Below are 12,775 nucleotides of genomic sequence, written 5' to 3'. Positions count from 1 at the left end.
CTACCGCTCTTGTGAACATGCCCTCGTCGTCGCCGGCGAGATACCACTCAGGCAGCAGAGGGGCGAATCTCAACATGCCTCAACTGCGCCGACTTTTCATACTCAGCCACAATCAGGCTAGGTGCCCCCTCGCCCACTATTCGCCCCTTCTCTAACCAAATGACTCGATCACAAAGTCTTTGCACATGATCCATTGCGTGCGAAACAAGCACCATGGTGACTTGCTGTCGTTTAAACTCATCGATCTTCGCGTTGCATTTGAGTTGAAATGCCAAGTCACCCACCGACAGGATCTCATCAATCAGGAGAATCTCGGGGTCAAGATGGGAGGCGATGGCAAATGCGAGCCGCGCAATCATTCCGCTGGAATACGTACGCAACGGATGATGGATACAGGCCTCCAGTTCACTGAAGTCGATGATTGCCTTCATTTTCGAGGAGACTTCTCGGCGCGTCAGGCCAAGAAGCACGCCATGCAGGACAATGTTCTCGGCCCCCGTCAAATCAAAATGAAAACCAGCTCCGAGTTCAAGCAAGGGGGAGACACGGCCGGCGACAGCGACGTTCCCTGTCTCGGCCTCCACGACACCGGCCATCAAAGCCAGGCTTGTGCTCTTGCCTGCGCCATTAGGACCGATGAGACCGACAGTTTCTCCCTTTCCGATTCGGAACGACACATCTTCCAGAACCCTGACTCGCTCACGCTTTAGAGAACGAAACGTCTCAGACAAATGCAACAAAGAGGATTTGATTCCATAGGATAAGGATTGGTACCTCGGGTACCACTTGGACACGTGGTCAAAACAGATCGCGGTCATACCACCTCGGCAAACTTGGACGACATTCGCCAATACACAAGGCTGCCGACTAGAAGTGTGCCAAACGCACTGAGATAGCAGGTACCAACCACCAGCCAACTCAGCTGTCCGTGCATAAATAGTTCACGCCAACTCTCTATCAACGGAGCAACCGGGTTGGCATACAGGAGTGTGCGATATGAGTCTGGCACCATCGCACTCGAATAGGTAATCGGAGTTAAAAAGAACAACACCGTTACAAAAAGTGCTGTCAGTCGCTCCAAATCTCTGAAAAAGAGGTTTAGAGACGCCAACGTGATCGCAATGCCATACACGATCAGGAATTGTGCTACGAGCAGAACCGGAATGCCGGTCAGCCAGGTCATCGTGGGGGTCATGTGATTCACCAGCAGGAAACCAGCAATGACCGGGATTGATAAGACGAAGTGAATGCCCTCATTCAGTACATAGGATACGACCAGGACATTCCGAGGGAAACGCACTTTTTTAATCAGAGTCGCGTTGGCAAGAAACACGTTGGGTGCGGCAATGACGGAGTTGGCCAACCAATGCCAAGGCAAGAGCGCCGCCATCAAAAACAGTGAATAATTCTCGATGGGGACCTTCATGATCTGCCCAAACACGATGTAATAAATGACCGCAAACAGCAGAGGGTTGGCAACAGACCACACATATCCCAGTGCGCTATTTTTGTAGCGGGCTTTAATTTCCTTCTGGGTCAGGATCACTACAAGATCCCATAGGTGCTCCCAATACACATCGCGCGTTTTAGTCTCGTGCGTTAATGGGACAGATGGTGCCTGCATAAGACTTTCTTCAATTCCTACCGGCCGCGCAATTACATCCAATTTGACAGCCGGCTCTGAACGATTGACCTTCCATCAGGAAGAGAATTCTCTCGGCTCAGAAATCCCGTTTTTGGAACACCAGGCATGCACTGGTAAGCAGCACACCGGCGTACATCACTCCGTATAGCGACGAGAGCAATAGATATTCCGGTGCCACGAGAATCCCCACGGCAGCCTGTCCCTTGATATTGAGCATCTCCAGGTTCGGACAGAGGTAATACAACAGGTCCACGACGGTCTTCACTCCTCCGCTCTCACTATTCGCCACCACACTCCTCAAGTCCGCCGTCAGATGCCCGATGACATAGAGCCCCAGGGTAAAGATGGCGCTCAATGTTGTGGAGGTGAATGTCGAAAAAAAGAGGGCGATGGCCGTGACAACAAGAATCTCTACAAAAATCAGTTCCACCGCTTGAAACAGCGACCGCTCGATGGGGACGTGATAGAGCCAGAGGGTGGCGAGAAATACGGCCATCATAATGGCCATATTGACGAACAGCGTCAGGGCCAGACCGAGATACTTCCCTAGAATAAAAAACGTTCGGCTGATCGGCCGGGCCATGATCGTGTAGATCGTGCGCCGTTCGATTTCCTTATTGACCAAACTGATGCCGACGAAAATGGCGATGATGACACCGATCAGGTTGATCGCTGCCAGGCCCATGTCGGTAATTACTTTGTGATGTTCCGTAATGGAAAGGTCTGCCAGCAGCACCGACAACCCGATCAGCAACCCCGCGAACAGAACGAGGTTGTACAAAATCTTGTCCCGTAGGCTCTCACGGAACGCATTCAAGGCAATGACCCCGATCGCACCCATATCAGGACGCCCTCCCACTGGTCATATGCGGCAATGCCCGCGCGGCCTCTTGAAAAAACAGATCCTCCAGCGACGCCTTATGAGGAGTCACGGAGAGCAGCCGTCCTCCCTGGCGACGAATCTCTCCCACGATTGCGTCCACCGCATCAGGATTTGGCAATACAATGAGGCATTGCTTTCCCTGTTGAAGCACCCGCGCGGCGAGCGAGTGGATGAGCGTATTGCCCTCTGTCTTGACCTGCTGACAGACGATCTCGACGGAGTGGGTATGGTCCTGTCGTACCAGTTCGTCGACCCGCCCGCTGGCGAAGAGACGCCCTTTCAGCACGATCCCGACACGATCGCAGATCATCTCGACGTCATGCAGAATGTGCGTGCTGAAAAAGACCGTCTTGCCCTGATCCCGAAGACTTAAAATCAGATCACGGACCTGTTTTCTCCCGATCGGATCCAAACCGGTCATTGGCTCGTCAAGGATGATCAGTTCAGGGTCGTGAATCAGCGCCTGGGCCAGTCCGATCCGTTGCAGCATGCCCTTGGAGAATTTCCGCAATTGCCTGGTGCGTGCATCCACAAGCCCGACGAGTTTCAACAGATCCGTCACCCGCTGACTGATCGCCGCGCGATCCAGGCCGGCCAACTGCCCGTAGAACCCGAGAAACTCTTCGGCAGTCAGATAGTCGTAAAAGTAGGGCGACTCCGGCAGGAAGCCGATACGGCCTCGTGTTGCCACATCACCAGCCGGTTGTCCCAACAAAAAGGCTTTCCCGCTCGTAGCTCGGACAAGCCCTAATAAAATCTTCAAGGTGGTGGTTTTTCCAGCCCCGTTCGGGCCAAGAAATCCGAATATTTCTCCGCGGCCGACGCGCAGGGAGAGGCCATCCAACGCGACGAACGGCGGTCGACCTGGCCAACCCGATGCGTACGATTTGGTCAGATTTTCTGTGACGATATCGTCCACGACACTCCTCCATCCTCACTGTCCTGCGGGTCATTGCGTGTCGACTGAACTCGTCCCCGCCCAGGTCTTTGCTCCGGCTCCCACCTGACACGCCACTTTCTCGTGAATACGAAGCCGTTCCCGCTTTGATGACGCACTGACCGTCCCACGCAGAAAGTCGATCTCGTAATGCCCGCCTAACGGATCTTCCGGTAGCTGTGAAATGATGCCATGCAACATCAGATCCTCAAGCTTAGCCGGCCCCTGTCCATACCTAGCCCGGTAACGTCTGATGCTTGCCTCGAGGAAACGAAGATCCTGCTCCTGAACGATTTCTTTCATTCGTCGCAACAAGGACTCGCGAAGCCGTTCATCCGTGACGCTGCGTGAAAAACGGTCCAGGAATTCGAGCGCCGCCGTGGAATCTCCACTTTCCACCGTCATGCGGGCGGCCAATTGAGGCAGGTAGGCAGGGGCGCCGGGAACCTGCGCCGCCACTCGAAAATACTCCCCCGCCGCAGCCGCATCACAACGCTCGTAATAGGAGATATAGCCGGCCAGGAACGGCAGTTGCCAAATCAATGGATTGTGGCGACTTCCCTTGTTCAGGATTGCCAGGCCTTCTTCCTGACGACCGGCTAACACTCCGAGAAAAAGACCGGTAGCCTGGTACGGCGGAACGAACGTGGGATCCAGGTCCGTCAGGACATCCACGGCATGATAGGTCCAGCTGTATCCACGCTGTGTATCACGCTTTGCACCGATATGCTGAACCGCCTGCAGCCAGATCAGGTCTGCCACGACCTGCCGATATCCAAGCACGGCCAATTTCAGATAGTCCCCCTTCGGGAGATAAGCCAACTGCTCGGCTCGCGCAACCGCAGTCCGTTGACCATCCAGGAGATGGAGCAGCACCGAGGAACCTGCAAGGAGCATCAGCCCAAAGAGCACCTGAGCAAGTCCCTGCTTCAGGCTTGATACGGATTGAAAGAGATTCATCCCGCGACCGCCGTTTCTCCGACTGCGACAAGAAGAGGGCCGACATCGACATTCATAAACGCATGATCAAGACTATTCATGCTTCGCTCTTTATAGCGAGCCTGCCGCGCGAGAATTTCCCGGACCTGCCCCCTTGCCTGATCGACCTGTCCCACCTCAATCCACAAACGGGCCAATAACGCGCGGGCAGGCAGAAAATTCGGTTCCAGATTTTCTGCCTCTTTTCCTCGACGCTCAGCGTCGCTCCGCTCTCCGAGCATCCAGTAAAGCCGGGCCTGTTCGTATCGATACATGGCGGAGAATGGCGAGAGTTGGATAGCTCGTTCATAGACTTGAACGGCAGCATGCAACCAGACTTTTTGTTGGTCGTCGAGCGACGCGGGAGAAAGTGAGACTCTCGCCGCCGATAGATACAGTTGCCCCAGTAAGCCAAGCAGTCTGCTATCGAGCGGATTCAGTTCAATCGCCTGCTTAAACTCCGCATAGGCCAGTTGGAACGCCTGCTTGTCGCGGGACGCTTCGAAGGCCCTCGCATAGACTGATCCCAGGCCGTGATGGTACAGCGCCTTGCCTGGATCCAATGAGACTGCCGCTTTCAATCCTTCGATGGCCGCATCGGTGTCTCCAGCTATGGCTCGACGAGATGCCGCATCAAACTTCATCCAGGCCACCCCCAGTCGAGTCACCTCCACACCGACCACCAATACCAGGCATGCCACACCGATTCCCCAGGTCCACCGTGAATGAATCGGAATGACATAGACCGCATCGGCCCCCCTGCGGGTGAGCCGGGCAGCCGACACAATCATTGCACTACAGAGCGCCAACATGATCGCGAGGGCCGACTCGCGCAAACTCGAATCCAACGCGGCGTGCGTCAGGAGCGCCATCACGCCACCGCCTATGCCCACAATGAGACTTCGCTGCCACCGCCGCAGTCGCGACTGAAGTACCTGTCTCAGTTCGCGGATCAGCAGTACAACCCCGATCCCGAATACAAGGATCGCTCCAGGCCCCATCTCGACGCCCATTTGGAGATAATCGTTGTGCGGGGTCTGTGCTACTTTTCCAAACCGGGAAATTTCACCATCAATCGGAAACGCATAGAGAGGATAGGTGTATTGATAGAGTCCCAACCCGATCCCAAACGGATGGTCAACCATCTGTGCGACCGCGCCCTGCCACATCTGCCAACGGGCATAAGAAACAGGATTCTGTTGATGCTCCGTCAACACTCGATCACGGATCGGCGTGGGGACAAAGAGCCCGAGCAACACTACGGCTGCCACGCAGCTGCCGGCTAATTTCCAACCGTACCGGGCTGTCAGCACAAAGCCCGTCCCGACCAGACATACGATCATGCCCCCGCGAGACTGGGTGAACAACACCGCCAAGAACAGCATGCCCAATGCCGTGACAAACCCAAGCCACCACAGGACGGGCGACATCCACGGTCGTGAAAAGGCCGGGATCTGTCGATAGCCATAGATGGCGCCGCTCACCAGAATCGTCCAGGTTACCGTGAGATATCCGGCGAGAAAATTGGGGTTGAAGAAGGTGCCGGCAGGTCTCACAACATTCCATGCCAACCCTTGCATGATGGCCCAGCCTGCTTCGCCCACGCCCATCAGCACGATCACAAGAGTCAGCATACGAATATGCTCCCACCGGTCCACGAAGGAGACAAGTAAATAGAATAACGTCGCGTACCCTGCGATCATGATCAGCCATTGCCGGCTCGGATGAGGGTAGGGCGAAAGGATGGTCGCCGCTAGAGCCAGTCCGACAAACGCCAGCACGACGTACCTCATCGTCAGCACAGGAATGGCGAGCCGCCCTGCTCGAATGCCGGCCGCCAGCACGATTCCCAGCCACGTCACAATCAACAGCCTGATGATCATTTGCGCGGGATGAGTCGTGCCGCCCTCCTGCAGGGGCGAGAAGATCACGAGTGCGCTGACCAGCAGCAGCGAAATGGGAGACAGAATGTTCATAGCTATGTCTTGGTCACTTGCCGAAGCGGATATCTCCTGCTTTATCAGACAAGCCCAATTTGGCAAAGTGAATTTGAATACTGTGGCGCGGCAGGCCGTAACGGGAAGAACGCCTGTCGGCGAATTGATCGAGGAATTGGTCGATAGGTCAGCCGGAATGAAAACGGGGGAGGAACGTGGTTCCTCCCCCGTCTCTGAAACACCCTCCGACTGATCGTTAGCTGATCACGTCGTCAGGAACCGCCTGAGTCAAACCACCCTTGACGTCATTGACCGACCACCCGTCAATGGTCGCGTCATTGTCGATGCTGGCCACCGCTGACGCGGTGAAGCCGACCGCACCCGCCGTCGTGCTGGCGTTTGACGGCACTGCTGGAGCTGCGTCAGTCTGAACTGTACACCCCGCAGGAGCACCGCACGGAATCTGGTCATAGTTGGCGGCCGGGAACGCATTGCCTCCGGACGCCGCATTACCACCGGCCAACGGACTTCGGTAGGTGTATCGGTTGGTCGATCCGGCAAGGGCATAGCCGATCTCAGAGAAGCTTCCATACCGTGAATTTTCGCTGAGATAAGCCGTCTCCGCCACGAAGATCGCGCCCAGGTTGGTCTTGGCTTCCGACTGTCTGGACTTGGCCTGGTAGCGCAAGAAGTTCGGAATGGCGATCGCCGCCAAGATACCGATGATCGCCACAACGATCATCAACTCGATCAACGTAAAACCTTTTTGCCCCTTGATTTGCTTCAACATACTTCCTCCCTTTCCTATTGTTGCCACTTCATCCGACACGTTCTTCTCTCTTGCCTCTTCGTACGACACAGCTTTTTTCAAGCCTAGCAGATCTTGGGAATAGCAGATTCTATGCCCAACGCCTCCTTCCTGTAGTTCCTTGTCATTTCTTCTATTTTCCAGTTACTTAGATCCATTATGCCCTCAACTTCTGGTCCCGCCGCTTGAACCCCATTCCATTTTCCGTCATCTTTTGACAAGTTTTGCGCTCTCACTAACTCGACACATCATTGGGCTCCGCCCCATTCAATCCCTGCTTCGCATCGTTCACATACCAGCCGTCATGCGTAGCATCTCCATCAAGATCCGCCGCGGCTGTGGCCGTAAATCCAGAGGCTGATGTCGTCGCGCTACCAACCGCTCCCGTATAAGTCATTGCCCCCGCCATCGGAGACGCCGTCTGAATCGTGTCACAGCTACCGGATGACCCGCAGAGATTGCCCCCGTTCGGTCCCATCCCGGATCCAATTCCCAGGCCGGATCGATAGGTGTAGCGGTTCGTCCCGCCTTCGGCGATGGCAAAGCCCACATCTGTAAAATTCCCATATTCTTTCCGCTCACTGAAGAACGAGGTCTCGGCCACGAAGATACCCGCCAAATTCGATCGTGCCTCAGCCTGCATCGCCTGCGCCCGGTATCGAAGAAAGTTGGGTATGGCAAAGGCAGCGAGAATTCCCACAATCACCACCACGACCATCAATTCGATCAGCGTGAACCCTTGTTGCTTCGATGTAGTCACCATGAGGTGCAATCACAGATCTTGAGGACACCCATTCATATGCTCCCTTGCCACACGCGCCCTGCAGCCAGGCCTTCCATAAGCAGGCCTTATGCCACGAAACCGCCGAGTGCCGGGAAGATTGATAAGATCACGTCAACATTGATCTTTTCTCTCCGATTTCACAGCGATTGCCGTCCGACAGTCCCCCGCGGACCTGAATTCATAGGAGAAAGTGCCAAAAATTGACGGAATCGAACAGTCACGGCTCCCACTCTTAGGGAACGGGGACAGCCGGTCCCAACGATTCTGGGCTGGTAAAGTGAAACCCGACGGAGAAGATCTGTTCGGGGTGTGGAAAGGCCGCAGGCGATGCAGCCCGGTTCGCGGATGCCCGATGGAGCGAAAAAGATGGAGGGATTACTGCTGAGCGGGAGCCGGAGTGGCACCCTTGCGATCTGAGACGCGCCGAAGCGCCTGGCGAATACGTTCTTCTTTGGCTGGATCGCCCAAGCCCAGTTCACGGAATCGCTGCATCAGCTTGTCATTGGAAGGATCCAGTTCCAGCGAATGCAGGAGCGCTTCCCGACCATCCGAGAGATGTTGCTGCTTTAAGTAGATTTCGCCGAGATGTTCATAAATCACGGGATCGTCGCCAACCAGTGCGACCGCCCGCTTCATCTCCGCCAGCGCTTCAGCCAGCAGGCCCTTCTTGAAGAACGCCCAGGCCAGACTATCGACGTAATACCCGTTGGTCGGTCGAAGTGCGACGGCCTGCTTGGTCAGCGCAATCGCCTCTTCGATCTTCACGCCGCGTTCTGCATAGCTATACCCTAGGTAGTTCATAGCATCGGCGTGGTGCGGATCCAAGGCGAGCGTCGTCTGCATCGACTTCACCACATCGTCGAATCGATTCAGCTTGTCATACGCAGTTCCCGCATTAAAATGCAGGTCCGCATTGTCCGGATTGTGCCGAATCCCTTCCTGAAACGCCTGGAGGGAAGGCTCGTACTGTTCGACTTGAAAGTGCGACAACCCCAGGACGATATGGGCCTCCGGCTGCTTGGGATTCAACCGGCTGGCTTCGCGAAGGTGCTGAATGGATTCGGCATACTGCTTGGTCCGGTACTGCAGGACACCCAAATGCAGATGTCCCTCGAAATACGAAGGCTCCAGCGTCAGATTGTAACGATAGGCCTCCATCGCATTGGCGTAATCCTTGGTCTCTTCGTACAAATACCCCAGGTAGTCACGGACTTTCAGTTCCGTCGGGCGCACCGTGAGGATTTGTTTCAACTGCTGAATGGCTTTGGGGTAGTCTTTCTGCTCCCCATAAACAAGCCCCATCCGAAGCTGAGCATCGAGGTCTGACGGATCTTCAGATAACATTTCCTGCAATTCACGCAGGGCTTCGTCGTACTGCTTCGCCGACACCTGCAGACGAATAAGATGATGCCGGATGTCACGATTTTTCGGATTCACACCCTGCAGGTAGCGACGATAGATCCCGATCGCCTTGTCCCGATCCTGCTTGGCTTCATAGACAGACCCTAGGGCCACATAAGCGGGCTCGAAGGCTGGATTCAGTGCCACCGCCTGCTCGAAGTGAGTCGTCGCCTTGTCAAAATCTCTGGCTTCGACCCCGATCCGACCTAAATAGTAGTACCCGACTGCCGAGTCCGGGCTGATCTTGATTCCAGCGCGAATCGTGTCTTCGGCTTCAACATATTGTTTCTGATTGGCTTGCAACAGCCCCTTGGCAAAGAAATGCTCGCTACGCTGAGGTTCCTGCTCAATGGCACGATTGAACAATCTCAACGCCTTGTCGGGCTTTCCTGCTGCCGCATACATGCCGCCGATTTGCCCCAGCATCTGCGCATCCAGCCCCGGCACGTCGGCCACTTCATCCGCAAAGCGTACCGCCGACGGCACATCCCCCGCGGTGAAGTAGAGCACGGCCAGCCTGGCTTTGAGATAATTGGAGGCGGGATCTGTTTGCAGCGCGAGTTGATATTCCTTGATCGCCAGTTCCGTTTCCTGATCCAACTCGGCCTGGTACCCGAGGAGAAAGTGATAGGACGCGCGGGAATCTGAGGATGAGGGCATGGCACGAGGAGCCACCGGCACGGCGGATGGGACCGCAGCAGGAGCGGGACGGGCAGGCGGCGTGCTCTGGCAGGCGGCGGTGACACAGGCCATAGCCGCAAGTAGAAGAGCTACCGTTCTGACATTCGCAGAACCCCTTCGGGCGGGTGGCTGCGGGCACTCTTCACACAATCGTTGCACAATCATCCGCTCAACTTGCAGGGGGAATATTCGAAGGACAGTGACTGACGGGAATTATACCGGCCCGAGAAAGAACGCGTCAAACGACCTCGCGACTCTCGAGATTCTCGAACTTGGCAAACCGGTCGTGAAAGAATAAGTCCCGTTTCCCGATCGGTCCGTTACGATGCTTACTGACCAGAATTTCGGCGATGCCTTTTCTCTCCGTCGCCGGTTCGTAGACTTCTTCACGATAGATAAACATCACGACATCGGCGTCCTGCTCGATCGCGCCGCTTTCCCGCAAATCGGCCAACATGGGAACCGGCGGCTTCCGGGCTTCCACTGCACGACTCAACTGTGAAAGCGCGATGACCGGCACATTCAGCTCTTTCGCCAAGGTCTTTAAGGAACGGGAAATGTCGGAAATTTCCTGCTGCCGTGACTCGGAGTCGCTCTTCCCTTGCATGAGCTGGAGATAGTCGACAATCAACAGATCGAGGCCACGCTCAGCCTTGAGCCGCCTCGCTTTCCCGCGCATCTGCTGCACCGTCACGGCGCCGGAGTCGTCGATATAGATCGGCGCCTGCTCCAGCTTCCCGGCCGCTTCCGCAAGGCGCCACCAGTCTTCCTTTTGCAACCGACCGGTCCGGAGCGCATGCGAATCGACGCGGGCCTCGGAACTCAACATGCGGAGCACGAGTTGCGGCTTCGACATTTCGAGGCTGAAAATGCCGACGACGGTGCCGGCATGCAGCGCGGCATGCTGCGCCATCCCAAGCGCCAGACTGGTCTTGCCCATACTCGGACGGCCGGCAATGACGATCAAGTCCGAAGGCTGTAATCCGGCGGTCAGGTCATCCAGATCGATAAAGCCGGTCGGTACGCCCGTGACACGTTCCTTGCGCTTGGACAGCTTGTCGACGACATCGAGACTCTCTTTGATGATCTGATTGACCGGAGTAAAGGAACGATCCAGCTTTCCCTGAGCAAGGCTGAAGACCGAACGCTCGGCAAAATCCAACAGCTCATCGACTGCCACCGTCCCGTCATACCCGCGCGTCACGACCTCTGTCGAGGTCTGAATGAGCCCTCGCAACAGCGCTTTGTCCCGAACGATCTTGCTGTGATAGCGGACATTGGCCGCCGTCGGCACCACCTGAACGAGCTCGGCTAGATAGGCGGATCCTCCGACCGCTTCGAGCTCAGAGCGCGCCTTCAAGCATTCCGTGAGCGTAATCTGATCGATGACTTCGCCGCGATCGGACAGCTCCAGCATGGCCTGATAAATCTTGCGATGCGCAGTCCGGTAAAACTCCTCGTCCGTCAGCAGCTCCATCACCTTGGCCATCGCCGTGTTATCCAACAAGATCGCGCCGAGCACCGACTGTTCGGCCTCGACGTTCTGTGGCGGCAATTTGGGGGAGGTGAGATCAACCGCGGAGAGCGGCTTCATACCCGGCTCCTGCGCCGTCGCAGTTCTGCCGCAACCGGCTTGGAGCCAGCGGTTGTAGAGGGACCGGAGTGAGGCGGCGTCACCACACCGGAAGCATCGAGGGCTCGAAACAGACGATCGACATCGAGACCAAACCCGGTAGAAGCCGCGGTCCGACCGAACCGGCCCATCAAATGGTCGTATCGGCCCCCGCCTCCCAGCTCCGCCCCGATACCCGGTGCAAAGACGTCGAAGACTATCCCGTCATAATATTCAAACCCGCGGAACTCGCCCAAATCGAGCAACACCGCCTGCTGCCCGGGCAACACCAATCGCTCATAGACCTGCGCAAGGCGATCGAGTGGTCTCAAGAGGGTCCGGTCGCGCCCCACCAACTTTCTCCCGCGCACCAAGACCTCAGGCCCACCGCACAGTTCCAGCGCTTCAAGAATGACCCGCCCCGTCGATCGGGACACGCCCTCCCGCGTCAGCAGTTCCTCAAGCAGCGGCATGTCTTTCCGCGCGGCAGCCTGCTCCACACGCTTCTGGCCGTCCTGCGATAAGCCGGCCTTGACCAGCAGGGCCGTAAAAAATCCGACGTGGCCGACAGCAACCTTGAATGAAGACAACCCGACCTGTGCCAAACATTCCAGTAGGAGCGTCAACACCTCGGCATCTCCCGTAACCCCGTCCACGCCGATGAGTTCCGCTCCGACTTGAAAAATCTCGCGGTCGCGGCCCGCATGCTCACGCTCATACCGGAACACAGAGGTGCGATAACACAACCGCAGCGGAAGCCGCTCGCCCATCATACCCATGGCGACCGTTCTGGCAATCTGTGCCGTGGCATCCGGACGCAGCAGCATCAACCGGCCCGTCGTCCGATCGACCAGCTGATAACATTTCTCGATAAGTTCGGACTCCAGGCCTGGCGCGAGGACGTCCAGATACTCGAACATCGGCAGGATGATTTCTTCGTAACCCGCGCGAGCGAGCACGGCCAGCAGCGTCTGCTCGAGCTGTCGGATACGTCGAGCGGCGTCAGGAAGAATGGTGCTCATTCCAACGGGAATGAGCGACCGTTCCCGACCTGCCACCAGAGGCGAGGAGGAAGAGGAAGCCTTCAACGAAAGAGCGCCCATGGTCGA

10 protein-coding genes and 1 pseudogene are annotated in these 12,775 nt (G+C 56.4%); all 11 read right to left on the bottom strand.

What is annotated here, in order from left to right; translation table 11 throughout:
• Window positions 1-47 precede the first annotated feature (47 nt).
• Window positions 48-818 (bottom strand): ABC transporter ATP-binding protein, encoded by a 771-nt coding sequence (locus NSND_RS18045; RefSeq protein WP_080880307.1) that lies wholly within the window; start codon window positions 816-818, stop codon window positions 48-50.
• A complete protein-coding gene (locus NSND_RS18040) occupies window positions 815-1,624 on the bottom strand; it encodes an ABC transporter permease (protein WP_080880306.1) in 810 nt (269 codons plus the stop codon). Before NSND_RS18040 ends, NSND_RS18045 begins: the two co-directional genes overlap by 4 nt.
• A 97-nt stretch (window positions 1,625-1,721) precedes the next feature.
• The gene (locus NSND_RS18035; RefSeq protein ID WP_080880305.1) at window positions 1,722-2,486 is read right to left on the bottom strand and encodes an ABC transporter permease; all 765 of its coding nucleotides are present in this window, start codon (window positions 2,484-2,486) and stop codon (window positions 1,722-1,724) included.
• Window position 2,487: 1 nt separating this feature from the next.
• Window positions 2,488-3,447, bottom strand: coding sequence for an ABC transporter ATP-binding protein (locus tag NSND_RS18030; RefSeq protein ID WP_080880304.1), 960 nt, complete (start codon window positions 3,445-3,447; stop codon window positions 2,488-2,490).
• Between the two features lie 30 nt (window positions 3,448-3,477).
• The gene (locus NSND_RS18025; protein ID WP_080880303.1) at window positions 3,478-4,425 is read right to left on the bottom strand and encodes a hypothetical protein; all 948 of its coding nucleotides are present in this window, start codon (window positions 4,423-4,425) and stop codon (window positions 3,478-3,480) included.
• The gene (locus NSND_RS18020; RefSeq protein ID WP_080880302.1) at window positions 4,422-6,419 is read right to left on the bottom strand and encodes an O-antigen ligase family protein; all 1,998 of its coding nucleotides are present in this window, start codon (window positions 6,417-6,419) and stop codon (window positions 4,422-4,424) included. The genes NSND_RS18025 and NSND_RS18020 overlap by 4 nt, the downstream gene beginning before the upstream one ends.
• 648 nt (window positions 6,420-7,067) lie before the next feature.
• A pseudogene (locus NSND_RS22220) lies at window positions 7,068-7,158 on the bottom strand (prepilin-type N-terminal cleavage/methylation domain-containing protein); the annotation flags it as partial.
• A gap of 265 nt (window positions 7,159-7,423) precedes the next feature.
• Complete coding sequence (locus NSND_RS21920; protein ID WP_080880300.1) at window positions 7,424-7,951, bottom strand: type IV pilin protein; 528 nt, start codon at window positions 7,949-7,951, stop codon at window positions 7,424-7,426.
• A gap of 396 nt (window positions 7,952-8,347) precedes the next feature.
• Entirely contained in the window at window positions 8,348-10,033 is a 1,686-nt protein-coding gene (locus tag NSND_RS18000; RefSeq protein WP_159450865.1) for a tetratricopeptide repeat protein, read from the bottom strand.
• A 259-nt stretch (window positions 10,034-10,292) separates the two neighbouring features.
• Window positions 10,293-11,648, bottom strand: coding sequence for a replicative DNA helicase (dnaB, locus tag NSND_RS17995; RefSeq protein ID WP_080880298.1), 1,356 nt, complete (start codon window positions 11,646-11,648; stop codon window positions 10,293-10,295).
• Window positions 11,645-12,769 (bottom strand): ATP phosphoribosyltransferase regulatory subunit, encoded by a 1,125-nt coding sequence (hisZ, locus tag NSND_RS17990; RefSeq protein WP_080880297.1) that lies wholly within the window; start codon window positions 12,767-12,769, stop codon window positions 11,645-11,647. The genes dnaB and hisZ overlap by 4 nt, the downstream gene beginning before the upstream one ends.
• Between the last annotated feature and the right edge of the window lie 6 nt (window positions 12,770-12,775).

The sequence above is a fragment of the Nitrospira sp. ND1 genome (genome assembly GCF_900170025.1).
Taxonomy (GTDB): domain Bacteria; phylum Nitrospirota; class Nitrospiria; order Nitrospirales; family Nitrospiraceae; genus Nitrospira_A.
The sequence above is the reverse complement of the archived record's forward strand: the minus strand, read 5'-3'. Positions and strand labels throughout refer to the sequence as shown.